Genomic DNA, 25,158 nt, shown 5'->3' with positions numbered 1-25,158 from the left:
GCCCCTGGATGCCCTCGCCGTCCAGCGCCCTCAGGCAAACCGGCAGCGTCTGCTCAGGCAGAGGGGCAGCGCTGACGGTCTCGAGCGTCGCTCGCCACCCTTGCTGATCGGCTCAGGACCGGCGCGCCTTTTCCACGACACCGCGCGGCAGCTGGTACCCCCACCAGTCGGCGACCATCGCCGGGCGCTCGGCGCCCTCAACGGTGAAGGTGCAGCGCCGCAGCACCTTGAAGCCTCCGTCCTTGGGCTCGACTGCGAGGGTCTCGAAGGTCGGAATCACGCGGTCACCGAGGCGCACCTGCGAGATGAAGCGGACCTTGTCAAGCCCGTAGTTCAGCCCCCACATACTGCCGCGGTCCTTGCCGAGAGCGAACTGCAGTACGGGGTCGACCAGCGCCAGGAGGTGAAACCCCTCAACGATGTCCTCGGGGAACTCGGGGATCGCGTCGTCCGGGTAGGCGCGATCGATCCAGGTGCTGCTCTCGAACTGGTCCGAGTCTTCGCGGGTCACCACGAAGGGTTCGCCGGTGATCACCTGGCCGACCGTAGCTGGCGTTCCTTCACTGCTCGGTGTGTCGGTCATGCGGCAGCCCTTCCGTCCGATGCTCGGCGAACGCCGTGTGGCGATTTCGTGTAACGCAGCATATATAACGCTCGTCGCACATCACAAGGGTGTGTGGTGCTCGTCGACGACGGAGTTGGCGATACGGCGGGGTGCGTTGTGTATCCGCAAGGCACCGCTCCTGCATTGCGGGAACTTTGGGAGAAGATCCGAAAAGATCGACCAGGTGACTAACGAGTTCACCAGCTGTCCGCGAACGGCCCCCTGCGGTTCGGGCAGCTGATGTGCCAGCCCTTGCCGACCCTGTGGTACCTGTCAGAGGGTCGGCGGAAAGAGTAAGAGACGAAGTCACCGATGTGCTCCGGCCCAGCGACTGCTGGGCCGGAGCACATCGGTGGGGGCGAACGCCCTGCAGTGGGCCGCAGCGCGGTCGCGATCGAGCGGCCCGTGAGAGCCAGCCGGAGTCGGGTAGCTGGATGCGCACTCAGCTCTCGTCGCGGGGGAACTCTCGATCGAAACCGGGCGCCTCGGCGGCGATGGTGGTGCTCGGACCGTGGCCGGTGTGCACGACTGTCGCGAGCGGCAGAGTGAGCAGCCGGCGGCGGATCGAGTCCACAATCGTAGGGTGGTCCGAGAAAGAACGGCCGGTGGCGCCGGGGCCGCCCGAGAAAAGAGTGTCGCCGGTGAACACCACCGCGAGAGCAGGCGCGTACAGACATACCGCGCCCGGTGCGTGCCCCGGTGTGTGCAGCACCTGCAGTTCGATGCCTGCGACCTCCACGACCTGCCCGTCGGCCAGTTCACCGTCCGGCTCATGCTCCGGATGGGTCAGTTTCCATACCGGTAGGTCGTCGGGGTGCAGCAGGATCGGGGCGCCGGTCATGCCGGACAGCTTCGGCGCCTCGCGCACGTGGTCGTCATGTGCGTGCGTGCATACGATGGCCTTGAGCATGCGATCGCCAACGGCTGTGGCGATGACGTCCGCGTCGTGCGGGGCGTCGATGACGACGACCTCGGTGTCATCGCCGACGACCCATACGTTGTTGTCGACCTCCCAGGTCCCGCCATCCAGGCTGAACGTGCCGGAGGTGGTGAGGCGCTCGATACGGGCACCCATCACAGCACCACAACCGAGCGCAGGACGTCACCGTCGTGCATCCGCGCGAATGCCTTCTCGACGTCGCCCAGGCCGACGGTCTCCGTCACGAAGGCTTCCAGGTCCAGACGTCCTTGCAGGTGGAGGTCGACGAGCATCGGAAAGTCCCGTGAGGGCAGACAGTCGCCGTACCAGCTGGACTTCAGCGCGCCGCCGCGACCGAACACGTCAAGCAGCGGCAGTTCAATGCGCATGTCCGGAGTCGGTACGCCGACGAGTACGACGGTGCCGGCCAGATCCCGCGCGTAAAACGCCTGTTCGTACGTCTCCGGGCGACCGACCGCCTCGACAACGACATCGGCACCGTTGCCCCCGGTCAACTCTCGGATGACCTCGACAGCATCTTGAGTACGGGAGTTGACGGTGTGGGTGGCGCCCAACGTGTGGGCCGTCTCCAGCTTCTTGTCGTCGATGTCCACCGCGATGATCCGTGCGGCGCCCGCGAGCCGGGAACCGATGATCGCCGCGCCACCGACGCCCCCGCAGCCGATCACGGCGACGCTGTCGCCGCGGCCGACCTGGCCGGTGTTGATCGCGGCGCCGATGCCCGCCATAACGCCGCAGCCAAGCAGCCCGGCAACGGCCGGCGAGACGGAAGAATCCACCTTGGTGCACTGCCCGGCGGCCACAAGAGTCTTCTCGGCGAACGCCCCAATGCCCAGGGCGGGGGAGAGCTCGGTGCCATCCTCCAGGGTCATCTTCTGCTTCGCGTTGTGCGTGTCGAAACAGTACTGCGGGCGACCGCGGCGGCAGGCACGGCACTGTCCGCAGACGGCGCGCCAGTTCAGTACGACGAAGTCACCGACGGCGACCTCGCTGACGCCCTCGCCGACGCTCTCCACGACGCCCGCCGCTTCGTGGCCCAGGAGGTAGGGAAATTCGTTGCCGATGCCGCCTTGCTTGTAGTGCAGATCCGTGTGGCATACGCCGCACGCCGCGATCTTCACCACGGCCTCGCCCGGGCCCGGGTCCGGAACGACGATAGTGGTGACCACCGCCGGGGCGTCCTTGGCGGTTACCACGACTCCACGAACATGCTGTGACATGTCACGTCCTCACATATGCAACGAAGGGGAGTACCGACAGACGGGCGCTCCCAGCGGCGAACCGGTATGACGCCCGCCGTCTGCGGGACTTACGATCGCGTGACACGCCAGCCGCTCACAGCCGACGCGAAGAAGGCGGCGGACACCATCAAAAGGTAGGGGCTCCGTGACCGATAACAGCACCCCCGACCGGCTCGACCGCCAGCTGCTGCACGCACTCCAACTGGACGGGCGGGCGCAGTTCCGTCGCATGGCCACGGTCCTCGACGTCTCCGAACACACGGTGGCCCGCCGCTACAGGCGGCTACGAGAAAAGGGCCTGCACATCATCGGAGAACCCGACGCGGAGCGCCTCGGCCGCACCCGTTGGCTGCTGCGTCTGCGCTGTGCCCCGGACGCCGTTCTGCCCATCGCCGAGGCTCTCGCCCGCCGCCCAGACACCGGCTATATAAGCCTCGCCTCCGGCGGGACCGAACTGCACTGCACCATCCACACGGGCAGCGCGGAGGAGGACGAAGAGGTCCTGCTGCGAGCGTTGCCCCGCACCCCGCGCATCATCTCCTTCGACGCCCACTGTTTCCTGCGCACCTTTTGCGGCAACCCACCCCACTGGTACACCAAGCTCGGCGCTCTCAGCGCGGAACAGCACAGCGCGCTCCAGCCGCCGTATGCCCCTGCGCCGGCCCCTCCTGTTCCGCCACTGGCCGCACTCGGCACCGTCCAGCAGACCGTCGAACTTGACGAGGCCGATCATGCGCTGGTCGACGTACTTGCCAGGGACGGCCGTGCTGGCCTACCCGAGCTGGCTGCCGGTACCGACCTGTCCCCTTCGAGCGTACGACGCCGCCTTGAACGTCTGCGGCAGACCGGTGCGGTCCGTGTGAACGTCGACTTTCCTCCGAACCGCCTCGGCTACAGGAAGCGCGCGATGCTGTGGTTGAGGGTGGCTCCGGGCGCACTGCAGAGAGTTGGGGAAACCCTCAGCGCCCATCCGCAGACGGACCTGGTGGCCGCCACCACGGGCCCCTCGAACTTGATCGCCACGGTCATCTGCCGCAACGCCACTGAGCTTTACCTCTATCTCACGCACCACGTCGGTGCTCTGCCGGACATCCAGTCGGTGGAGACCGCCCCGGTCATCCGGGAGGTCAAGCGCCTCATACCGCGCGGTCCTGCCTGAGGCCGACCCGCATCCTGTTTGTTGGTCAGATGGATCCCCCTCGTGTTACTGGCGCACCGTGTCGCCGCTTCCACCTGTCCTCGCATGCCGCAAGAGGGACCGCCACCAGGCGCTGTCCGCAATTTTGTTTAGCGCGGCGAACACCAGGGCCCACACTCCGCCGGCGACGTCGGTCTCTGGCAGAATCGAGGCCAGCCCTACGGCATCGAGACGTGGAACACCTTGCGCAGTGTCTTGTGTACCGTCCACGTTGTCCGGTCTCCAGCCCTCAGCACGCAGGCGTCCCCTGGCCGAACGGAAAAGGTGGGTCCACCCTCGACCTCGATCGTGGCTTCACCACTTACCACGATGAATAGTTCGTCCGCCTCGGTGTCCGTGACGACTCCGGGCGTCATCTGCCAGATGCCGCGTATTTGATCACCGTCCGCTGACTCCCACAGCACCGCGGAGGACACCTCGGGCGTGCCTTGCACGACACTTGCGGGATCAAGTGGCTCGGGATGCAGTGCCACTTCGGGAACGTGCACGGCGAAGCTGCTGCTTTCAGTCATGAGCGGATGCTACGACACCGCTGCCCGTCCCTGCGGCTGTCAAGTCACCCTTCGAAGGGTGCACGACGGAGTGTCCGGGCCTGTCAGCGGCCGGGCGGCCATGATGGGAGTGTCCAGCGATGTCGTCGTCCTCCGACACTGTTCGTCAGTCGCAGGAGGTCGGCAACGCACAGAGCGCTGGCTCACTACGCAGTGAGCCAGCGTCCGCCCAGGATCCGGTTGGCAGCTTCCTTGAGTTGAGCAAGGCGGCGCTCGATGTCGGCCGGGTCGGGTGTTCCGACTGCCGCGTCGAGTATGAAGCCGTCGATGAGCCTGATCAGGAGTTCGGCCGTGTCACTTGGCGATCCGTGCGCGGGCACACTGTCATCCCGCAGCGCATCTGTCAGCGCCGCGGTGATCGTGCTGTGCCATGCCTGTTGCGTCTGGCGCACATCCTCGAGCAGTTCGGGGTGCCGTGTTGCCGCAGCGCACGTCTCGATCCAGATGATGCAGCGGTGATGGTCCCCGATCGCGCCTTCGATCAGCGCGCGTACCCGGGCGCCGGGGGAGGGAGCAGAGCGGGCGAGGTCGCTCCATTGCTGTGCCCTGCAGCGACTGGCCACACGCATGGTTTCCAGCAGCAGATCGTCGCGCGTTGCGAAGTGGTGCTGGATCAGTCCGATGGACACGCCGGCGGCCTCGGACACGTCGCGCAGTCGCAATGCATCAAAACCATGGATGGCCAGGAGCTTTTCCGCAGCGTTCAGGATTTCGGCACGCCGTTGTCCGGCCAGCACGTCACGCGCTGTACGCGCCGTAGCTCGGGACACTCTCCACTCCTGGCAACAGTCCGATTCTGCGGTTCCTCGTCACTTCGGAAAGCCATGCTATCGAGCGGACTGGCATCTCTGATGTGCCAGGTCGCGCGGGTGCTGAGGCAACCGTGCGGGAGCCGGTGCCGACCGCAAGGTTTCGGTCTGAACGGCCGGCACCCGCACGGCGTGGTTGGCGCCCGTCAGCCTTTCATACGGGTGCTGTCCGGGTCGAAGAACGGGCGCAGAGAGATGTCCGCAGCCACCCGGACGCCGCCACAATCGACGGAGAAGTCCCCCTCGACGGGCACGTCGGCGTCGATGAGGCCGATACCGCACGCGCGACCAAGGGTGTAGCCGTAACTGCCGCTCGTCACACGCCCGACCTGTACGCCATTGCGGAAGATGGTTTCGTTGTGGACGAAGACGGTGTCGGGGTCCCGCAATGCGAGATGAACCGCCTGCCGGCGCCTGGCATCGCCCCGTCGTTGCAAGGCGGCCTTACCGACGAACTCCGTCTCCTTGCGCATAGAGACGGCGAATCCCAAGCCGGCCTCGTAAGGGTCGCCGTGCGGGCCTATGTCGTGGCCGAGGTGCCGATAGCCCTTCTCGGAGCGCAGGGAGTCGAGCGCGAGATAGCCGGCATGCCGCAGACCGAGGTCTTGTCCAGCATCGATGAGCGCGTCGTAGACGTTGACCGCTTGGTCGCTGGGCACGTAGAGCTCGAAACCCAGTTCACCGACGAAGCTGACGCGCAGGGCGAGAGCGAGTCCGTCGGCCACCTCCACCTCGCGCGCCTGGGCGAACGGGTGGTCCTCGTCCGTCCAGCCGGCGGGTGAGACGCGGCCCATCAACTCGCGGCTATACGGGCCCATGACCGCGATGGTGGCATAGGCGGAGGTGGCGTCGAATGCCGCAGCTGCACGTCCCCTGGTGAGGCGCTGGAGCAGCGCCATTGTTTTGGTCTGCGAGGCCGCAGGGGTGATGACCCAGAACCTGTCAGTGTCCAGGCGGACAACGGTGCCGTCGAGCTCGATGCCGCCGGAATCGTTGAGCATGAGTGTGTAGCGCAGCCGACCGAAGGGCAGGTCAGCATTGGCGGTGCACAAACGCTGCAGGACGTCGAGAGCATCCGAGCCCGCCACCTCCGCCTTGGTGAAGGAGCTCAGATCGAACAACGCGACACCCTCCCGGGCCGCGCGGTGTTCTTCACGGACGCTCTCGAACCAGTTTTGCTTGCCGTAGCTGTATTCGTACCGGGCGGGGCTCCCGGACAGCGCGTACCAGTCCGCACGTTCCCAGCCGGCACGTTCCCCCATGCAGGCGCCGGCAGCCACCAGCCGCTCATGCAGCGGTGACCTGCGCACGTTCCGGGCGGTGGCTGGCTGGAGGTGCGGCCAATGCATGGCGTAGAGCCGGCCCAGTGCCTCCTTGGTCCGGGCGTGCAGGTAGCGGCGGTTGTGCTGCACCCGCGCGAAGCGCTGAACGTCGACGGCTGACGAGTCGAACGAAGGGCCGCCACCCACGATCCACTCGGCCAGCGCGCGTCCCGCGCCGGGGCCGTAGATGATCCCTTGAGAGTTGAAGCCTGCGGCCACATAGAAATTGCGTAGCTCGGCGGACTCTCCGAGGCAGAAGTTGCCGTCCGGTGTGAAGGACTCTGGTGCGTTCAGAAACCGGTCGTAGGCTGCTGTGCGCAGCAGTGGTACGCGTTCCTCCGCGAGTCGTCGCACGGGTGCGAAGTGCTCCCAGTTGGGCGGGAACTCGATGAAGCCCGCAGTGCCGATGCCGCTGACGGTGCGGGGAATACCGTCAGGCTCGAAGGCACCGATAAGGAGTCGCCCTTGCTCGTGCCGGACGTACAGGTACCCGTCGAGATCGCGCAGGACAGGCAGCCCAGGATGCGCACCGGGGAGGGGAGAGGTACGCACGTGCATGTGTTCCGCGGCATAGACAGGCAACGCCACGCCACTGCGTGCCGCGAGATCACGGCTCCACAGGCCGGCCGCGAGAACGATGCGCTCGCATTCCACATGACCCAAAGAGGTGTCGACGCCTGTGACCACGCCTTGGTCGTGGGTGATGCGGGTCACTTCGACCCCTTCGCGGATCTGGACGCCGCGCTCGTGTGCAAGTTTAGCGAGGGCTGCGGCAGCGTGCCCCGGATTGACGTGGGCGTCCTCCGGCTGATGCAGAGCGCTGAGAATGCCGTCCGCCGCGGCCAGGGGGAAGAGCTCGGTGACCTGCGCGGGAGAGATGAGTTCTGCCGTGCGCCCCATCTGGCGGGCCAACGCCGCGGAGTAACGCAGCTCGTCGGAACGCCCTCGGGTGCGGGCGAGGCTGATGGAGCCGCACTGGTTGAAGGAGACGTCGACGCCGGAGGCAGCCTCGAGCCGTTGGTACGTTTCGATGCCGTAGTAGGCAAGTTCGGTCAGTGCTGGCGTGCTGCGGATGCTCGACGTCAGGCCCGCAGCGTGCCATGTGGTTCCGCTCGTGATGGCATTGTGCTCGACTAGGAGCACATCGGTGTCACCGTTGGCCGCGAGATGGTAGGCGGTGCTGCAGCCCACAATACCGCCGCCGATGATCACGGTTCGGGACCGCGGCGGCAGAGGGCTGGCAACCTCGGCCGAGAAGGACCGGGCGGTGAGGGCTTTGTCGACGAGGCGTTCCATGGTGACCTTTCAGATCGTGGCACTAGTTACGGGAATGCTCAGGTATGGCTGCTTCGTGCGACCTCAATGGAGGACCACTGAGCGGTGATCGTTAAGCAGGACGCGGCAGTTCTCATCGACGTCGGTGGTTACGTAGTGGGCCGTGGCACCGATGAGCTTCACGCCGTGGTCGTGGGCTGGGTATGGCGGGTGCGGAGGGGGCCGGGGTGTGCTGTCCACCGAGACTTGCTCGGATCCGCACAGAGGAGCGGCCACTCGTCGCGGCGCTGTGGTGCTGGCTGGCCGGAATCAAAACGTCGTGATCGAGGACGGAGTCCAAGTTCGCGTGGATGGTGCCGCTGCGGTCAGGGCAGCTCAGGGCAACGATGATGTCCGCAGGGAGGCCAGAGGCCATGTCTGCCAGCATGTCGCAATAATACGAACTTATTGCCAACTGCCAAGGGGTTCTGCTTGCCTGTCCACTGCAGGCTTAGAGGTCCTAACAAAGGCGTTGGACGTGTCGGTGGGTGATCAAGCACGTCGCAAGGCCGAGGAAGGCTTCGTGGATGTCGTCGCGTCGTTCCCAGCGGACGCGCAGGCGCCGGAAGCCGTGGAGCCAGGCGATGGTGCGCTCGACGACCCACCGGTGCACTCCGAGCCCGGAGCCGTGCGGGACACCGCGGCGGGCGATCACCGGTTTGACGCCCAGGGCCCATACGAGCCGGCGGTACTTGTCGTGGTCGTAGCCGCGGGCGCCGAGTACCACGTCGGGCCGCCGCCGTTGTCGCCCGACCAGGCCCGCGACGGACGGCACCTTGGCGAGAAGAGGCAGCAGCTGCGTGACGTCGTTGCGGTTTCCGCCGGTCAGCGACACCGCGAGCGGGACGCGCCCTGTCCGTCGCCGAGGACGTGGTGCTTGCTGCCCGGCCATGCGCGGTCGACCGGGTTGGGGTCGCTTTTGGGCCTCGCCGAGCGGCCCGCACATGGCTGGAGCCGATCACCGCCCGGGACCAGTCGAGCTGCTTCGCCGCTCGCAGCTTCTGCAGCAGGACGACGTGGAGGCGGTCCCACACGCCGGCCTCGTTCCAGGCGGCGAGCCGCCGCCAGCACGTCATGCCGGAGCCGAAGCCGAGCTTCTGGGGCAGGTACTCCCACTGGATGCCGGTGTGCAGGACGAACAGGATCCCGCACAGAGCCTGCCGGTCAGGAACCCCCGGCCGCCCGGCGACCAGCTTCGGGCCCGGCTCGGGAAACAACGGCTCGATCAGCGACGACAGTGAACCGCTCCGGGATCGGTGGAGGCTCTATGCGTTGGCTCCAGCCGCCGGTTGGGGCTGGTGTTGAGCGTAGTAGTTGGTCTCGTGTTCGCGGGGCGGGATGCTCCCGATCGCGGTGTGGAGACGCTGGTTGTTGAACCAGTCGACCCATTCGGCAGTCGCTAGCTCAACGCCGGGCAGGCCGTGCCATGGCTTGCGGGGCTTGATCAGCTCGGTCTTGCAGAGGCCGATCTGGGACTCCATGAGTGCGTTGTCCAGGGCGTCGCCGACGGTGCCGATCGAGGCGTCGATGCCGGCCTCGAGGAGGTGGGCGGTGAAGGCGAACGACGTGTACTAGGGCGAGTTCAACCGGTCGTTGCAACACCGGGTTGTTGTAGCGAGCGTAGCTGCTCGCCGAATACCTCGACGGGAGTCTTCCAGCCGAGGATCTTGCGGGGCCGGTTGTTGATCGCCAGGGCGACGGCCTCGAGGTCCTCGGCGGACCACCTGGCCAGGTCGGTCCCCTTGGGGAAGTACTGCCGCAGCAGCCCGTTCGTGTTCTCGTTGGTTGGGCGCTGCCAGGGCGAGTGTGGGTCGGCGAAGAACACCTTCGTTCCGGTGTCGAGCGTGAACTGAGCATGGCCGGAGAGCTTTTTCCCGCGGTCCCAGGTCAGGGTCCTGCGCAGTTGCTCGGGCAGCCGCGTCACCGAGGCCGTCAGCGCGGCGTTCATCGCGGTGGCCCCGTAGCCGCCCAGGGACGGGCTGTTCCTCTCCGGGGGCTTCCGGCCCCAGCCCTCGAGCCGGGGCAGGTGGACGAGGATCGTGGACCGGCTGCTGCGCTCGACGAGTGTGCCGATCGCGGACCGTCCGGTCCCGATGATCAGATCGCCTTCCCAGTGTCCCGGCATCGCACGGTCTGCGGCCTCAGCAGGGCGTTCGCTCAAGACGACGTCCGCGGTGACGTGCCCTTGCGGTTTGTTCCGTGACCTTGCCCGAGGCTCTCGCAGTGCCCGTCCGGTGCGCAGGCAGGTGACCAGCTCCCGCTTGAGCGCTCCACGGCCCTCGATGAACAGCGACTGGTAGATCGCCTCATGGCTGATCCGCATGGACTCATCCTCGGGGAAGTCGACCTTCAACCGGTGCGAGATCTGTTCCGGGCTCCATGCTGTCGCCCACCGTCTGTCTTGCCTGTGTGGCTTGTTCAGCCCCTTCCACGCAGGCGTCGGCGGTCCCGCGACGACCGTCCCGTCAGGTCGGTGGACGTTCCCGGCGAGCCGCTCCTGCACGTACTGGCGCAACCGGTCGTCTTCCAGGAGCTTCGCGCTCTTCGGGCGCTTGGCGGCCTGCTGAGCTTTCCACTGGGCGACCGTCGCGCGGTATTCCTGCTTGCCGCTGCGCGTGGCGGCGTTGCGGCGCAGTTCGCGAGAGATCGTCCCGGTATCACGCCCCAGGGCGCGGGCGATCTCGCGCACGCCCTTGCTCATCGCCCTGAGGATCGCGATTTCCTCACGCTCCTCGAACGTGAGGTACCGGCCCGTGGGCTCGGCCAACGAGATCGGAGGCATGCCGCCAGCGTGACGAAACCACCTCGCCCCCACCGGCCACGACACGCCGACCGTCAACGCCGCCTCCACCGTCGTGATCCCTGTGGCGATCAGTGAGCTCTTTCAGAGTGGCCACTGATCGGGTGACCGGCAGGCGGCCCGCAACGCACGAGGCTCCTGTGCCGTTGAGAGAGGTGTTCGACGTCTCAACTCATCAGCGCAGGAGCCTCGTTGGTTCCCCATCCTGCCTCACTCGACCTGCCGCACGCCTTGGTCGAGTGGGTAACCATGCTCATCGTCACCCGTGAGGGTGACCGCCGCTGCAAGCTCCCACCGCACCAGCGTGCTCTCGTCGCCCTGACCTACCTCCGCCGGCACGACCCGCTCCCCCAGATCGCCGCCGGCTTCGGCATATCCGTCGGCACCGCCCACGCCTACGTCACCGCCGTCGTCGGTCACCTCGCCCGCCGAGCACCCGGCCTGCTGCGAGTCCTGCGGGAAGCCGATCCCGAGCACGTCCTGCTCGACGGCACGCTCGCCGAGTGCGACCGGGTCGGCGACAGCCGGGCCGACTTCTCCCAGAAGCACCGCCGCCACGGCGTGAACCTGGAGGTCATCGCCGACCCCGCGGGCAACCTGCTGTGGATCTCGCCAGCCCTGCCCGGCCGCACCCACGACCTGACCGCGGCCCGCACCCACCGCATCATCCGGATCTGCGAACGCCAAGGAGTGCCCGTCCTCGCCGACCGCGCCTACATCGGCGCCGGCCCCTGGGTGACCACGCCGATCAGACGGCTCCCGCACCAGGACCTCAACCCGACCCAGCGGACAATCAACCAGGCCCTGTCCGCGGCACGAGCACCCGTCGAAAGAAGCGTCGCCCGACTCAAGTCCTGGCGTATCTTCCGCCGAGCCCGCTGCAGTCCCAACCGCATGACCGCCATCGCCGCCGCCGTCCTCACCCTGGAGAGGCAACGCTGAAAGAGCTCATTGCTCCGGTGACGAAAATCAGCCACCCCTCCGCCAAGAAAAACAACGAACGCCCTATTTGGTCATCTTGGCCACCTCGCAATCGGCCAAGATGAGCAAGATCGGCATCGCGTCTTTACAAGTACTTCTTGATAGCTGAGGATATGTACACAGGATTTTCTCAAACGTAATCGGAGGAACCGACTCGTGAAGATATCCGGGAAGATAGCGACGTTCGCCGCCGTGCTCATCATGGCAGCTGCTGGATCTGTAGCCACGTCGGGGAGCGCCACCGCGGCTACCCCGAAGCTGCACACCGCGCACTATACGGCGTCGAGCCCCGTTGCCCCGCCGGCAAGCCTTAGAGGGCCGCATGGAGAGAAGCCCGTCGAATGGGGCGTCGCCGTGTTCTCCGTCGACCCAGCAGCAAAGGCGTTTTCTGCTACTGGAGCAGACGAGAGTGCTGGCGGCGGCACCTGGACTTACGGAACCGAACTGGTGGCCTCCACGCAGATCAAGGGATGCTACTCGAATTACATGCACCGGACCAAGAAGCATTCGGCCTCCGTTTCCATGGCAAGCCAAACTGACAAGGATATCCAGGCGGCAGACATTTGGGCTAACGCTCGGGTCAACACCGGATATGGCTACACTTGCTACACCTACTGGGGCGTCTATTAAAATCTTCGTGTAGGCGTGATGCTTGCAGTTGGTGACTGGATGGCCGATATGATCGGATGCTGTAAGCCGTCTTGACGAAAACGCATCTGCACTTTACAGTGATCGCCTGCATACTGGTCTCCGAATGCGCCAGCCGTTTCATCGTCACCGCCTCTACGTTGAATTGTGCCCTCACGTGTCGCTCGGTAGAGCGCAGCGCACCACCAGCTCCACGGAAGCCCTGGCTGAAGTATTTACACAGGCCAGGGCTTCACCCATACCTCACCAGCCATCTTAATTCCCTGCCCACGTCGCACCGTCAGCCAGGTAATAGAATGCAATATCGAGTCACCTCACCCGCATCTGTCGCAGTGCTCGGCGGGATCGTAGGAGTCTGCGGCCCCCTGCTCTTGTCTGTAGACGGACAGGCGGCACATGTCGCACACATCACGCTGAGTAGCGGGTGGAGTTGGGCGGCCCTTTCGTATTTCGCCGGCATGGCGGAAAAGAGAAAACGGCGATCTTGCGTGATGGGGGTGGTGTCTCTAGTCTGTGCAACGCTTGCCTATTATGTCACCAAAGCAGTGCAAGGTGATTTCCTCAAAGTGGACCTAGGCGACCACACCGGACAGACGACATATTTCGCGTGGGGTCAGTTCATTTCCTTTATCGCCCTCTGGTGTTTCACCGCCTGTCTCTTCGGGCCGATTTTGGGATTGCTCGGCAACCTGTCGCGAAACGGCTACAAGCGTCACGCTTTTCGAGCAGCTGTTCCCTTGGTTGTAATCGCGGAGACCTCGGTGCGGCTTAGTACGGAAGCTTCGCTGCAGCAGCCGGTTGTTGGAACAACTTGGTGCGCAACGCGCATCGCGGCTATGATCATTTTGTTCGCGATTGCAGGATATTCCATTTATGAATATTGGCGGACGCTGTCCAAAAGGCGTATTCATTCATCGTGAATCTGAAGCTCACCGCGACCTAATGCTCCATCATCTCGCGAGAGGGATGATGAGCGTGGTTTGATGTTGGGCCTGCTTCGGTTTGACGGACATCCGAGATTAGGGGTTAAGCCCCCGGAAGGATGTCCACCATGGAGAGCGTGGGGAAAAGAAGCCACGCCCGCCCCGCCGATCGTTCACGCCGGAGTTCAAGGGCGAGATCGTCGAGTTGTGCCGTCGTGGTGACCGCACGATTGGTCAAGTCGCACGGGATCGCGACCTGACGGTGACCGAGGTTGAGGCTATGGGGTGAACCAGGCCCAGGGTGACGGCGGCGAGAAGGACGGTCTGACCAGCGCCGAGCGGGACGAGCTGGCCCGACTGAGGCGGGAGGACTGGCGCCTGCGCAAGGACGTCGAGGTCCTCAAAGGCGCCACGGCTCCCTTGTGAAGAAGACCCGGTGAACGTCCACCCGTTCATTCAGGCGGAGAAACGTGCAGATCGCAACGTCAAGCGAGCCTGTGAACTGCGGAAGGTCTCCCGGGTCGCCTACTGCGCCCGCCGCGCCAGCACCCCCCTGTCGCGGCTCCGGATGGGTAACCCTCACCGACAGCACGGCAAGTGGGGGGAGAGCGTACGCGAGAGCCCTCTACCGACCTGAAACGGTGGGGGGCTCTCGCGCGTCAGTCCCGGACGCCCAACTCGGTATCCGGCCGGCACTGCGGGCAGGGCTCGAGGCCCTCGGTCAGCGCGCGAACCGTCGCGTCCCGACTCGCCGACCGGGCTCTCTTCCCTGCATCCCAGCAGCCACCGACGTGCACGTAGACAGCCCCGTTGTGCTGCCCGTTCAGCTCCCGCTCGATCAGCCAGTCACCGGCCGGTGCACGCTCCGCCGCGGCCCGCTCCCTCGCCGCCTGGCGCCGCTCCTCCGCAGCGATCCAGCCGTCGATCTGGGCCAGACCACCGCGGCCTGCTGCTCCACGACGCGGCGGGTGAACCGCAGCAGCTCCAGACGAGACGGGGCATCGTTCGCACGTTCTATTTTAGGCCACGGGTCACGTGCCTACCTTCGGCAGAGGCGCGTAGTCCTCGTGCCGCTTGTCGCCCGCACGCAGCACGTACAGCCACGCACCTCCCTTGTTGTGCCACGCCACCGTCAGCCCGAACTTCACCGCCCCCGTCGCACTGCGGGACCGCGCGAGCCTCGCCCTCGTCAACATCTACCGGCACCCGCGGTGGGACACCCTCTCGGTCGGTACCGAGCTGCGCCACGTCTACGCCGGAATCCTCACCACTAACTGTTGCGGGTCAGCAGGTTGTTGACGCTCCCGTAGTCATCGGATCTCGTTCTCGGGGTGCTGGTCGTCGTAGGCTTGGCGGGCACGGGCGATGCCGTCGCGGTGCTCCAACGACCAGTCGGTCAGCGCCTTGACGAGATGGGTGAGGCTCGCTCCGGTCTCCGTGAGTCGGTAGTCGACCTGAGCTGGCACGGTCGGATACACGGTCCGCAGCACCAGACCATCTCGCTCCAGGCGGCGCACTGTGAGGGTCAGCATTCGCTGGGAGATCCCGTCGATGGCCCGCTGGAGTTGCCGGAAACGGCGCGGCCCGTTGGCGAGTTCGACGATCACGAGGACTGACCACTTGTCCCCGACCCGATCGAGGACGTCACGGATCCCGCAATCGGGGTGGTCTGGCTGCCCGCACGGCTCCAGCTCTGCGGGCCCAGCGGTTACCTCGGTGTGCGTCACTGACACGAAACTGCCTCCTTGTGAACCGACCGAGGCCGGTTCAAGATCTCACCGTAGTTACTAAAGAGAACCACGGTAGGAGACAGAACCACAATGATCCTGGTGACCGGCGCTAACGGACAGCTCGCTTCCCTCACACTTCAGGAGTTGGCCGAGCGCGACGCCCCCGCAGTAGGCGGGAGTCGATCGCCCGGCTACGGACAACGACGCCTCGACTTCGATGACCCCGCAACCCTCGACCTCACCGGCGTTTCCACGCTGGTCCTGGTGTCGGCGGGGTACGCCGAGGACGACCAGGTTGTGGCTCGTCACCGGGCCGTCCTCGACGCTGCGGTGCGTGACGGTGTCACCTATGTGGTCTACACCAGCCTGACCGGGGCCGGCGACCACCTTGGGTTCGCGCTCGCCCACCGGGCCACTGAGCAGCTGGTCAAGGCCAGCGGACTCGTGTGGACGATCCTGCGCAACGGGCTCTACGCCGAGCTCTTCGGTGCGCTGCTGACCTGGACATCCGAGGGCCTCGAATCAGCGTTCGGCGAGGGGGCGCTCTCTGCGGTCGCGCGGGCCGACCTGGCCGCCGCGGCAGCCATCGTGGCCAGCAATCCGACCGTGCACGCGGGGAAGACCTACGACCTGGTCGGCGAACCGATCACCGTGGCCGGGATCGTCCAACGGCTCGACGTCGCTCACCGAACGATCGCGCTGGGCCAGTACCGCGAGCGACTGCTCGCCGATAGCGGCCTGTTGCCGTTCCAGCCGCCGATGCTCGCCTCGATTGCGAGCAGCGTCCGCCACGGGTTCCTCAGCAACACCAGCCCCGACCTCGTGCAACTACTCGACCGACCGCTCACCGACGCGCTCACCGTCGCAGCAGACACGGCAGCCGCGATGCGCCCCGCCGCACGCTAACCCGGATGGTTCATCGCAACGCACCGCTGTCACTCGAAGGTCGCCGGCGTCTGGTCGAACGCTGCTAGACCCGGCCTATCGCACACGTTGCCGCCGAGATGAGCATCTCTCGCGCGTGCGCATCGAAGTGGGTCAACCGGCACCGGCAGCACGGAGATCTCGGCCTCCTGGATCGTTCCTCAACCCCTCGCCGCCAGCCGACCGCCACCGTCCCTGACGTCGTGGCACGGATTGAGGACCTACGCCGCACGATGAAGTGGTCCGCCTCGCGGATCGCCTTCGAACTCCAAGCCGAGGGAACCGACATCAGCCGTCGCACGGTCTCTCGCCACCTGCTCGCACTCGGGCTGAATCGCCGCAAGTTCATCGACCCGAACGGTAACTCAAACCGTGAGCCTCGCAAGATCACGGCCCGCAGGCCCGGCCACATGATCCACCTCGATGTGAAGAAGGTCGGACGGATCCCCGACGGCGGCGGATGGCGCGTCCACGGTCGTGGCAGCGACCAGGCCAAGAGCGCCGAGCGCAGCAAGAGAAAGACCAAACGCGGGGGCTACGTTTACCTCCACTCCGCTGTCGACGGCTACTCCCGCCTCGCCTACACCGAGGCACTGGCCGACGAGAAGGCCACCACCGCGATCGCGTTCATGCACCGGGCCCGCGCATGGTTCACCGCGCCCGGGATCACCCGCATCGAGCGCATCGTCACCGACAACGGAGCCTGCTACCGCGCCGAGGCGTTCTCGCGGGCGCTGCTTGGGTCGCGACACCAGCGGATCACGCCCTACACGCCCCGCCACAACGGGAAGGTGGAAAGGTACAACCGGATCCTTTCCGAAGAGTTCCTCTACGCCCGCACCTGGTTGTCCGAGGAACAACGCCGCGACGCTCTCACTGTCTGGAACATCCACTACAACTACCACCGCCCACACGGCGCTGCAGCCGGACGGCCGCCGGTAACTCGGCTGCGAGACGGCGTCACGAACGTCCAGACCTCATACAACTAGGGCCTGTCTCCTTGAAAGGTTATGGGCGCCATTCCTGCTGGTAGGCGGGGTGCTCGGCGTATGACTGGGCAAGGACTCGCAGCGCGTATGCCAGCCCGGTCGAGCGGGAGTCCGAGGGGCCCATGGCTTTGTAGTCGTTCGCCAGTTGCTCGGTCAGGTCGAGCATGGGGAGATGGCTGTCGAGAAGAGCCTCGCCGCCCAGGGTGTCGGCCACGTAGGCGTAGGCGTGGTTGTCGTCCATGATGCGTGCGACGAGGAACTTGACAAGATCGTCCATGTGGCCATCTTCGCGGGGAAGGTGCTTCGGCGGTCAAGCGGCTGTCCAGATGAGGATGGCGGCGAGGTGGAGTGCGGCCTGGTAGGCGATCGCGAGCTTGTCCGTTCGCATCGCCAGGCCGCGCCACTGCTTGAGTCGGTTGATGCACCGCTCGACGGCATTGCGCTGCTTGTACGCCTCGGCGTCGAACGCTGGTGGGCGACCGCCAGCGCTGCCTCGCCGCAGGCGGTGGCCGACCTGGTCGGACGGCTGGGGGATGACAGCGCGGATCCCGCGTCGGCGGAGGTGCTTCCGGATCGCGCGGGACGAATACGCGCGGTCCGCCAGGACGGCCTCCGGCCGAGTCCTCGGTCTTCCGAGTCCGTTTCGCGGAACACGGATGCCTGCCATGACGGTCTCGAAGGCAGGGGCGTCGCCCGCCTGGCCTGCGGTGACGCGAAGGGCCAGGGGCCGTGCACGGCTGTCGCTGGCAAGGTGGACTTTCGTGCTCAGGCCGCCGCGGGAGCGTCCGAGGGCGTGGTCGTCAGGTTCGACCCGGCCCGGCGCCCCCTTTTCCTGGCTCCTGCGGCGTGCTGGTGGGCCCGGCAGACGGTGGAGTCCACCGAGACGGTCCAGCCGATGTCGTCAGCGGCGTCGGCCGCTGCCAGAACTGCGGCGAGGATGCGTTCCCAGGTTCCATCCACGGCCCACCTGATCAGCCGTTTGTGAGCAGTCTGGAACGAGCCGAACTCGTCCGGCAGGTCCCGCCAGGGCGAGCCGGTGCGGTACTTCCACGCGATGGCCTCCAGGGTCCGGCGGTGGTCGGCCCATCGCCGACCACGGACCGGATCGGCCGGCATCAGCGGCTCGATCCGGTCCCACATCGCATCAGTGATCACTAATCGGACGGACACATCCGATCAACTGACCAACCGATCAAAGAGACACGCTCTAGTCGTCCGCCAGAACGTCCTCCAGTCCAACCCCATGCCCAAGGGGAAGGGCGAGAACACCGCCCCGAAGACGTCCGGCGCCGTCGACAAGCGCTCCCTCGCCGACTGGGCGGGCAACAGCGTCCCTGTCCTGCTCTCCACCTACGCCCGCTGCATCACCGGCCAGATCGCCGAGCTCCAGCGACGCATCGAAGGACCCCAGACACTCCCCGCAGGCGTCGGCTCCCCGGCTCCCAGGGCTGCCTCCAGTGCGCGGCGTGGTGGCTGAGGTCGTGGAACTCCGAGCCGAAGCACTGAAGGAGAACGACCGGCTCAAGGCCGACAACGAGGTACTCGTCGGCGCACTGCACTAGGTCGTGATGGAGAACCGCCAGCTCCGCCTTCAGCTGGCCGAGAGGCCCGACAACCTCCGGGGCCTCCCCGACCCAACCGCGGCCTGCAGCACGGTGAGGCCACAGGGAGACAAGTCGAGCGGAGTTGTCAGAGACGGGCGCTACCCTCAGATCTAGCTCAAAGAGGACCCCGGCAGCGTCGAGGTCGACGGGCACCGGGGTCTCTCCTGATTGGCATCTGGAACATACCTCGAACGCAACGCCGAAGGCACCCAGTGCCGCGCTGTTGTGACCACCGCCTCTCGACCTGGCACGCCGGGCCTCGCGCACACGTGAGGAAGGACCCACCAGGCAAGATGCACCTGATCAAGGCACACATCACCAACTACCGGTCCGTCGAAGACTCCGACATATTCGACATCGAGGAAGACGTCACCTGCCTCGTCGGGAAGAACGAGTCGGGCAAGACGACCCTCCTCCAGGCGCTCTTCCGGCTCAACCCCGTGGAGGCCGCCACCTTCGACGAGGTGGTCGACTTCCCCGCCCGCAAGACCCGCGAGCGGAAGCAGATCCCGGCCGGCCAGAAGATCCCCGTGGTCCGGGCCACGTTCCGTTTCGACGACGCGGAGATGAAGGCCATCGCGGAGGAGCTCGGCCCCAAAGCCATGAAGAGCCCCGAGTTCGACGTCGTCATCGGCTACCGCGACAACACCAAGACCTTCACCTTCTCCCACGACGAGTCCGAGGTCGTCAACCACCTGCGCTCCGCCCTGGACCTTCCGGCTGCAGCCGCCAAGGCCCTCGGGAGTGCGAAGACCGTCGCGGACCTCCTCGATGCCTTCGACGAACTGGATGAGCTTCCGTCCGACGCCACCGCGCTGGCCGACCGCATCCGCGGCTGGCGTAACGGCAGTCTCGGGTGTCACCTCATCGACCAGTACGCCAGCCCGTCGATGCCGAAGTTCGTCTACTTCGCGGACTACGACACGATGCCGGGCAAGGTCGCCCTGCCCGATCTGATCCGGCGGCGAGCGTCCGGAGATATTACGCGCGGTGAGCGGGCTCTGCTGAGCCTGCTGGACATGGCGGGAGTTTCGCCGGAGGAGTTCCAGGACTCCGACCAGCACGAACGGCTCATCCGGGAACTGGAGAACTCCGGCAATGTCATCTCGGACGAGGTCTTCGACTACTGGTCGCAGAACACCGAGCTGGAAGTGCAGCTGAAGGTCCTGGCCCCTGAGACCGGAGCCCTGCCGCCCTTCGACGAGGGACCGATCCTACAGGTCCGCGTCTTCAACACCCGGCACCGCGCCTCGGTGCCGTTCGACGAGCGGTCCCGCGGCTTCGTGTGGTTCTTCTCCTTCCTCGCCTACTTCAACGAGCTGGAAGCGGCGGGCAGCACTGACCTGATTCTCCTCCTGGACGAGCCCGGCTTGTCCCTTCATGGCCGGGCCCAGGAGGACCTGCTCCGTCTCATCGACGAGCGCCTTGCCCCCAAGCACCAGGTCCTCTACACCACCCACTCCCCGTTCATGGTTGACCCCGACAACCTCCAGAGGGTCAGGACGGTCATGGACTTGGAGCGCGGCGGAGCGAAGGTCTCCTCGGAGATCTTCAAGGCCGACGAGGACACCGCCTTCCCGCTCCTGACCGCGATGGGTGTCGAGATGACCCAGACGCTGTTTGTGGGCGAGCACACCCTGCTCCTCGAAGGCCCGAGCGACCTGATCTACCTCGATGTCCTCACCGACGTCGCCGAGGCAAACGGCTCCACCGGACTCGATCCTCGCTGGGTGAAGACCCCCATCGGTGGCTCCGGCAAGCTGTCTACCTTCGTGACCCTGCTGGGCGCGAACAAGCTGAACGTCGCCGTCCTTGTCGACTCCAGCACCAAGGACGTCGGGGCCGTCCAGCGCCTCCGGGACAACAACCAGCTTGCCAAGAACGGCCTCGTCGAGATCAGCGAGTTCACCGGCACGGGTGATGCAGATGTCGAGGACCTGTTCGACCGCGACTTCTACCTCGACCTCGTCAACCGTGCCTACGCGGACCAGCTCACCACCCCGATCGACACCGCGGAACTCAACGCCAAGGACCCCCGCGTCGTCCGGCAGATCGAGACGGTGTTCAAGAAGCGCAAGATTGCCACTCGGTTCAACCACTACAAGCCGGCTGCCGTTCTCCTCCGCGAACAGGCAGCGCTCGCCCCGCGCATCGACGCGGCAACGATCACGCGCGCCGACCAGCTGTTCACGCGACTCAACTCCCTGCTCCCCAAGCGCTAGATGAACCGAGGGTAGGAGAGGATCTGGCCTGGCCGGGGCGTCGCTGCGTACCGGCCAGGCGCAGGGCCGCCACGTACTCGTCGATCACCTCGTCCGCCTCGGTCCCTTCCCATGTCGGAAGCAGCGCCTCTGGGATGAGCGCGTAGCGGGCGAAGCCGGTGCTGGCGAGCCAGGTGGTCATGCGGCGGATCATCACGCCCACAGCCGACAGGCGCTGAGAGGGCCGCGATACCGGATCAGAGGGGCTCGGCCACGGCCGGGCCCTTCTGCCGTGCCAGTTCGCCGGAGGCAGACAGGGAAGAAGCCCGAGGGATTGGAGACGTCCCTGCGGCCATGTCAATGTAGACGACCGCCCAGAACCTCAGCGGCATGGAGGCGCCCTGTACCGGCAGCACCACGATGACTCCTTCCTCCCCGACCCGATCTACTGGGTCACCCCTCGCCACCTGGCAGGCGACGATGAGGCTCTCGCCGACCAGGTGGGCGTGGTCCCCACGTCCGCTTGCTGGCGGATGTGGCCGACCGCCCGTGACACCCTCCTCTACAACAAGCCCCGACGGGCTGTGCGGCGCCGAGTGGACGCGCGCCGCCTGCTCCTTCGAACTGGGAGACCTTCCGGTTGCCTGGCAGGTCTCGGCCCGGACCCGTCCGACCAGCGCGCTGACGGAATGGAACGCGTACTTCACCGCCGGCGTCCCCCATGAGGCGCTGACCGACTTCCTTCTCGCCCTCGACGCCCGCTCGGAATCGGCGGGCTCCTTCGACAGTCCCGAGACCGTCGTAGCGGCGGTCTGCGCCCAGGGGTGGGCTCGCGACATCGACCGTCCGCACACGGCTGCCCTCGCTCCCGGACTCTCGGCCGGCATCTCCTTAGAGGAGGTGCCCCTGCTCGTCCGCGATGCCGACCCGCGGCCCGGAAGGTTCGGCTGACAGGCGTGGGCGGAGCCCGTCGTCGGGGATCCGTACCTGTGGTGCACCACCTTCAGCAGCAGCGTGCCGCATGACCTCGTCGCGATCTTCGCCTCCTCGCTCGCCTCGCCGTACCCCGTGCAGCGTTCCTGCCTGCCCGCGGGAGTCCAGGGACGACTGACGGTCGTCCAGCCCGGGGTTGACCGACAGGGAAGAGCGAGTGGGGCGGAGTGAAGCGGGCAGTGGGCGGCCTAAAACTTCGGGCCGTTTTTGGGTCGAACGGTCGCCGGAGGCCGCCCTTGGCCGGTTTCAGCCGGACAGATCAAGCCATCCACGGGCTGCCCCCGAGCACCCCCACCCCCCGGACCGAAAACCGCCCCGGACCAGCAAAAAGGACCCTCCCGAAGGAGGGTCCCGGTGTTGCGCCCCCGGCAGGACTCGAACCTGCGGCCAAGCGCTTAGAAGGCGCTTGGCCGATCTCCGATGAGGGGTCGCTGACCTGGGCAGACGTAGCGTCCTGACTAGCCGTCACTGGTTCTGTGGGACGTATGTGGGATCTGTCGATCTCGTTGAGCCGTGGGACACCGGCGCCGTGCAGCGGCCCGGCAGCGCCTTCGCACACCATCCTTACACTCCAGCCCGGTGCGCGGAAATATCCCGAGCCGGTGGGGCGTTGAGTGATCCCTTAGCCGAGGAGGGGAAGGTGTCGGGCCTGAAGCTGTTCCGCACGGATATGACGAATTGCCGCGTGATTGAGGTGCAGCCTCGTCTTGCCGAGGTCGAGGCAGATGTGCAGCGCTTCGTCGAGACGCACATGGAGGCGCTGCTGGGGGTCAGGTTCCTGGCGAGCGAGTACGTCATCGACTGCGTCGACGGAGGGCGGATCGACTCGTTGGGGATCGACGAGAACGGGGCGCCGGTGATCGTCGAGTACAAGCGCGGCACGGATGCCGGAGTGATCAACCAGGGCCTGTACTACATGGCGTGGCTGACCTCGCACAGGCGTGTCTTCGACAGCTTGGTTCGCGATCGGCTCGGAGCACAGGCCGCGGCTCACATCCTGTGGAGCGCGCCTCGGCTGATCTGCATTGCCGGGGACTTCAGCCGCTACGACGCCCACGCCATACGCGAGTACCGGCGGAGTATCGACCTCGTCCGCTACCGGTACTTCGGCAATGACCTCATCGGGCTTGAGACCGTGGCCTCGGTCACCGGGCAGCGGAACTTGGGCAGGAGGGCTCGCCGGGGTACGGGCGTGCTGCCGGCGGCGCGGAAGCAGACCGGTGCCATGGCTGAGCTGGCCCTGGCCGCCGACGAGGTCCTGTGCGGCCTTGGGGACGGTGTCACCCGGGTCCAGCGCAAGACGTACACGGCTTACCAGCGGCTGCGGAACTTCGCCTGCCTGCCGCCGCCCCAGCAGGCCAAGGTGCTGGTCTACCTGAAGGCGGACCCGAAGACGGTGGACCTCTCACCCGGGTTCACCCGGGACGTGACAGGGCTCGGACACCACGGCAGGGGAGACCTGGAGGTGCAGTTGCGCAGCGAGCGGGACCTGGACCGTGCCCTTGACCTCTTCCGCGCGAGCTACACGGCAGCTTGATCGTGTGACGCCGCCACTCGGCCTCGAGGTGCATGGTGGTGCGCGAGCGGGGCCTTCCGCTGAGGCTGACGGATCAGCGACCTCGTCGCCCGGCCCCCGTAGGCGGACAAGTGGGCGCTGCCTTGCTCAGGCTGGGGCCTGGAGCCGCGTGCGCGTCTGGGATGACCGAAGTGGAGGCGCTCAGGCTTGCGTAACGGGTGCTGCGGCTGCGGGTGCCGGTGCCGGTGGCGAGGGTTTCGGTGAGGGCGGCGAGGAGCGGTGTCGGCGTGTGCGTGGAGGCGGTGAGGGTCCAGAGGAGCTGAGTAGGGCCTGCGCTGGCCCAGGCGGTCCAGGTGGTGAGGGCCTTGTCGGGGTGCTGGGCGGCGAAGGCGTCGAACTTGACGGCAGCGTCGCCGCGGGGTGATGTCCAGCAGATCCCTCGGCCGTCCATGGTGTGCTTCCACCCGGCTTCGATGAGGGGCTGGGTGGCGGCGGTAACCGTTTTCTCGTCGATCCTGGTGTTGGTGTTCCGGTTGGCGTTGTCGGCGAGGTGGTCCAGCAGTTCCTGCAGCACGGGTGCGGGGGTTCCGCCGGTCGCGGTGAGTACCCAGGCGCGCTCGGAGATGGGGGTGGCGTAGGCGGCCACGGTCCACGCGGTTTCGTGGGCGGCGGTTTCGTGGACGCGTTCGATGCGGAGGGTCTGGTCCTCGTGGATGGCGTGGGTCGTGTCGTCCGACCAGGTCCTCCACTTCTGCCAGTCGCGGTGTGTGTCGAGGAACGCGTCGAGGAGGGCGTCGTCGCCGGCATCGGCTGCGTAGGCCGGGACGGTCTCCGGCTCGCCGTGGTTCGGTTCGCTCTCGACTCTCGTGACGGAGAGCAGGGTGCGGGCTTCTTCGGCGGCGCGTTCGGTGCTGGTCTGGGGCGCGGGGCCCAGGCGCATCTCGGAGCCGTGGTACTTCTGGAAGTCGGCCAGGGCCTGGGTGGGCGATTCGTAGCTGGAGGCGACCGTCCGCAGGTGGTTCTCCCCGTGCAGATAGACGCTCTTGCCGGTGTCGGGGCAGGTGCCGACGGCGACGGTGGTGTGGCCGTCGGGGGCGTGGGCGTGGATGAGGAGCCTGCCGTGGCGGATGTCGTCGTAGATCTTCTGGGCTTCGTCGGAGACTTCCCGGATCTCGGTGCGGGTGCACCAGGGCATCGGGTAGTTGGCCCAGGTCCATTCTTCGTCGATGGCCTCCCGCAGTCGGGGGGTGATGTCGACGGTGATCCCGCTGGCCGTCAGCTTCTGAGCGGTTTGCTCGGCCCAGTAGGGCTCCTCGTGATCGATGCGGGCCAGGACCCAGGTGCGCGCCGTCACGTACTCCCAGCCGGCGCTCTCCAGTTCAGACCGGGCCGCGTCGGACTGTGAGCCGGTGAGCAGGGCGGTCACGGCACTGGGGTGGGAGGGGTGTGTGTCGAGGCTGACTCGGGCGTCAATGGGCTGGGGTGTCATGTGCGCTGTCATCTCCTGCACCGATGGCCGGACCTGTGAGGTCCGGCCACCGGTGTGTGCGGGGTGCTATCGGGTGGTCCGGGCGGGGCGCGGGGACGCGGTAGTTGGCGGGCCGGCGCGGGTGGTGGGGGCGAGGCGTGGCCGCTGAGGCGGCGGGGCCTGCTCGGTGGCGTGCTCCCAGCGCGTACGGACGGCGCGGAGGTCGGCCAGTGCGCGGCGTGCCCCGGCAGCGAGTTGCGAGGGGGTGTTCGTCGGGTCGTCGGTGTACTCCTGGACGCGGCGGCCCGCGTGGTCGGCGGCGGCGAGCAGGGAGCGGGCGAGGACCCGTTCGCTCCAGTGGCCGATGGCGCCAGCTGGTTCCGCGAGCAGGCGCAGCACGTC

22 protein-coding genes, 1 tRNA gene and 5 pseudogenes are annotated in these 25,158 nt (G+C 66.5%); 12 read left to right on the top strand and 16 right to left on the bottom strand.

All coding sequences use genetic code 11. The features are described from left to right. Window positions 1–112: 112 nt before the first annotated feature. The 3 genes from HW445_RS00130 to HW445_RS00120 form a co-directional block, all read right to left on the bottom strand. Entirely contained in the window at window positions 113–583 is a 471-nt protein-coding gene (locus HW445_RS00130) for a MaoC/PaaZ C-terminal domain-containing protein (protein ID WP_180218950.1), read from the bottom strand. A gap of 463 nt (window positions 584–1,046) precedes the next feature. Next, window positions 1,047–1,679 (bottom strand): MBL fold metallo-hydrolase, encoded by a 633-nt coding sequence (locus HW445_RS00125; protein ID WP_180218949.1) that lies wholly within the window; start codon window positions 1,677–1,679, stop codon window positions 1,047–1,049. Continuing rightward, entirely contained in the window at window positions 1,679–2,764 is a 1,086-nt protein-coding gene (locus HW445_RS00120) for an S-(hydroxymethyl)mycothiol dehydrogenase (protein WP_180218948.1), read from the bottom strand. The genes HW445_RS00125 and HW445_RS00120 overlap by 1 nt, the downstream gene beginning before the upstream one ends. A gap of 166 nt (window positions 2,765–2,930) precedes the next feature. Here HW445_RS00120 and HW445_RS34215 point away from each other — a divergent pair, with 166 nt between their 5' ends. Further along, window positions 2,931–3,944, top strand: a complete 1,014-nt coding sequence (locus tag HW445_RS34215; RefSeq protein ID WP_308797957.1) for an Lrp/AsnC family transcriptional regulator — start codon at window positions 2,931–2,933, stop codon at window positions 3,942–3,944. Window positions 3,945–4,141: 197 nt separating this feature from the next. Here the strand turns inward: HW445_RS34215 and HW445_RS00110 are convergent, their stop codons facing one another. From HW445_RS00110 to HW445_RS00085, 6 genes and pseudogenes are all read right to left on the bottom strand, one after another. Beyond that, window positions 4,142–4,495, bottom strand: coding sequence for a cupin domain-containing protein (locus HW445_RS00110; protein WP_180218947.1), 354 nt, complete (start codon window positions 4,493–4,495; stop codon window positions 4,142–4,144). 185 nt (window positions 4,496–4,680) lie between these two features. Further along, window positions 4,681–5,271 (bottom strand): TetR/AcrR family transcriptional regulator, encoded by a 591-nt coding sequence (locus tag HW445_RS00105; RefSeq protein ID WP_180218946.1) that lies wholly within the window; start codon window positions 5,269–5,271, stop codon window positions 4,681–4,683. Window positions 5,272–5,489: 218 nt separating this feature from the next. After that, window positions 5,490–7,961, bottom strand: a complete 2,472-nt coding sequence (locus HW445_RS00100; protein ID WP_180218945.1) for an FAD-dependent oxidoreductase — start codon at window positions 7,959–7,961, stop codon at window positions 5,490–5,492. Between the two features lie 478 nt (window positions 7,962–8,439). After that, window positions 8,440–9,217: pseudogene (locus HW445_RS00095) on the bottom strand (IS5 family transposase). Window positions 9,218–9,244: 27 nt separating this feature from the next. Further along, window positions 9,245–9,550, bottom strand: a pseudogene (locus HW445_RS00090) (integrase core domain-containing protein); the annotation flags it as partial. A gap of 11 nt (window positions 9,551–9,561) precedes the next feature. Further along, window positions 9,562–10,854 (bottom strand): annotated as a pseudogene (locus HW445_RS00085) (IS30 family transposase); the annotation flags it as partial. A 117-nt stretch (window positions 10,855–10,971) separates the two neighbouring features. On the opposite strand from HW445_RS00085, the gene HW445_RS00080 reads away from it, so the two are divergent. The 4 genes from HW445_RS00080 (at window position 10,972) to HW445_RS00065 (ending at window position 13,757) form a co-directional block, all read left to right on the top strand. Then, on the top strand, window positions 10,972–11,721 hold the full coding sequence (locus HW445_RS00080; protein ID WP_180218943.1) for a transposase family protein: 750 nt from the start codon (window positions 10,972–10,974) through the stop codon (window positions 11,719–11,721). Window positions 11,722–11,916: 195 nt separating this feature from the next. After that, window positions 11,917–12,390, top strand: coding sequence for a lactococcin 972 family bacteriocin (locus HW445_RS00075; protein ID WP_180218942.1), 474 nt, complete (start codon window positions 11,917–11,919; stop codon window positions 12,388–12,390). A gap of 314 nt (window positions 12,391–12,704) precedes the next feature. After that, window positions 12,705–13,328: a DUF6518 family protein gene (locus tag HW445_RS00070; protein WP_180218941.1), complete on the top strand. Its 624-nt coding sequence runs from the start codon at window positions 12,705–12,707 to the stop codon at window positions 13,326–13,328. Between the two features lie 288 nt (window positions 13,329–13,616). Then, complete coding sequence (locus HW445_RS00065) at window positions 13,617–13,757, top strand: hypothetical protein (RefSeq protein ID WP_180218940.1); 141 nt, start codon at window positions 13,617–13,619, stop codon at window positions 13,755–13,757. Between the two features lie 233 nt (window positions 13,758–13,990). Here the strand turns inward: HW445_RS00065 and HW445_RS34025 are convergent, their stop codons facing one another. Next, window positions 13,991–14,128 (bottom strand): DUF6233 domain-containing protein, encoded by a 138-nt coding sequence (locus HW445_RS34025; RefSeq protein WP_308797951.1) that lies wholly within the window; start codon window positions 14,126–14,128, stop codon window positions 13,991–13,993. 513 nt (window positions 14,129–14,641) lie between these two features. Next, window positions 14,642–15,064: a helix-turn-helix domain-containing protein gene (locus tag HW445_RS00060; protein WP_180218939.1), complete on the bottom strand. Its 423-nt coding sequence runs from the start codon at window positions 15,062–15,064 to the stop codon at window positions 14,642–14,644. A gap of 87 nt (window positions 15,065–15,151) precedes the next feature. Between HW445_RS00060 and HW445_RS00055 the strand changes: the two genes are divergently transcribed. Both HW445_RS00055 and HW445_RS00050 read left to right on the top strand, forming a co-directional pair. Next, on the top strand, window positions 15,152–15,967 hold the full coding sequence (locus tag HW445_RS00055) for an NAD(P)H-binding protein (RefSeq protein WP_180218938.1): 816 nt from the start codon (window positions 15,152–15,154) through the stop codon (window positions 15,965–15,967). 5 nt (window positions 15,968–15,972) lie between these two features. Beyond that, a pseudogene (locus HW445_RS00050) lies at window positions 15,973–16,974 on the top strand (IS481 family transposase). Between the two features lie 19 nt (window positions 16,975–16,993). On the opposite strand, the gene HW445_RS00045 reads toward HW445_RS00050, so the two are convergent. Both HW445_RS00045 and HW445_RS00040 read right to left on the bottom strand, forming a co-directional pair. Then, window positions 16,994–17,251: a DUF6221 family protein gene (locus HW445_RS00045; RefSeq protein ID WP_180218934.1), complete on the bottom strand. Its 258-nt coding sequence runs from the start codon at window positions 17,249–17,251 to the stop codon at window positions 16,994–16,996. Window positions 17,252–17,284: 33 nt separating this feature from the next. Beyond that, a protein-coding gene (locus tag HW445_RS00040) for an IS5 family transposase (RefSeq protein WP_257230708.1) occupies window positions 17,285–18,114 on the bottom strand; the annotation gives its coding sequence in 2 pieces (ribosomal slippage) (window positions 17,285–17,793 and window positions 17,793–18,114; 831 coding nt in all). A gap of 103 nt (window positions 18,115–18,217) precedes the next feature. On the opposite strand from HW445_RS00040, the gene HW445_RS00035 reads away from it, so the two are divergent. The 4 genes from HW445_RS00035 (at window position 18,218) to HW445_RS33000 (ending at window position 21,943) form a co-directional block, all read left to right on the top strand. Continuing rightward, window positions 18,218–18,451 carry a hypothetical protein gene (locus tag HW445_RS00035; protein ID WP_257230707.1) on the top strand — a complete coding sequence of 78 codons (234 nt, stop codon included), beginning with the start codon at window positions 18,218–18,220 and terminating at the stop codon, window positions 18,449–18,451. 420 nt (window positions 18,452–18,871) lie between these two features. Then, window positions 18,872–20,800 (top strand): ATP-dependent endonuclease, encoded by a 1,929-nt coding sequence (locus HW445_RS00030; RefSeq protein ID WP_180218937.1) that lies wholly within the window; start codon window positions 18,872–18,874, stop codon window positions 20,798–20,800. Between the two features lie 528 nt (window positions 20,801–21,328). After that, window positions 21,329–21,730: a DUF317 domain-containing protein gene (locus HW445_RS33005; RefSeq protein ID WP_308797945.1), complete on the top strand. Its 402-nt coding sequence runs from the start codon at window positions 21,329–21,331 to the stop codon at window positions 21,728–21,730. Window positions 21,731–21,766: 36 nt separating this feature from the next. Next, window positions 21,767–21,943, top strand: a complete 177-nt coding sequence (locus tag HW445_RS33000; RefSeq protein WP_257230713.1) for a DUF317 domain-containing protein — start codon at window positions 21,767–21,769, stop codon at window positions 21,941–21,943. Window positions 21,944–22,132: 189 nt separating this feature from the next. Here HW445_RS33000 and HW445_RS00020 read toward each other — a convergent pair. Continuing rightward, window positions 22,133–22,214, bottom strand: a tRNA-Arg gene (locus HW445_RS00020). Window positions 22,215–22,412: 198 nt separating this feature from the next. On the opposite strand from HW445_RS00020, the gene HW445_RS00015 reads away from it, so the two are divergent. Beyond that, a complete protein-coding gene (locus tag HW445_RS00015; RefSeq protein ID WP_180218936.1) occupies window positions 22,413–23,309 on the top strand; it encodes a DUF5655 domain-containing protein in 897 nt (298 codons plus the stop codon). Between the two features lie 73 nt (window positions 23,310–23,382). Here the strand turns inward: HW445_RS00015 and HW445_RS00010 are convergent, their stop codons facing one another. Continuing rightward, entirely contained in the window at window positions 23,383–24,714 is a 1,332-nt protein-coding gene (locus HW445_RS00010; protein WP_308797942.1) for a DUF317 domain-containing protein, read from the bottom strand. Window positions 24,715–24,843: 129 nt separating this feature from the next. Continuing rightward, window positions 24,844–25,158: pseudogene (locus HW445_RS00005) on the bottom strand (replicative DNA helicase); the annotation flags it as partial.

Origin of the sequence: Streptomyces sp. UH6, from assembly GCF_013421635.1 — a bacterium.
GTDB lineage: Bacteria > Actinomycetota > Actinomycetes > Streptomycetales > Streptomycetaceae > Streptomyces > Streptomyces abyssomicinicus.
The sequence above is the reverse complement of the archived record's forward strand: the minus strand, read 5'-3'. Positions and strand labels throughout refer to the sequence as shown.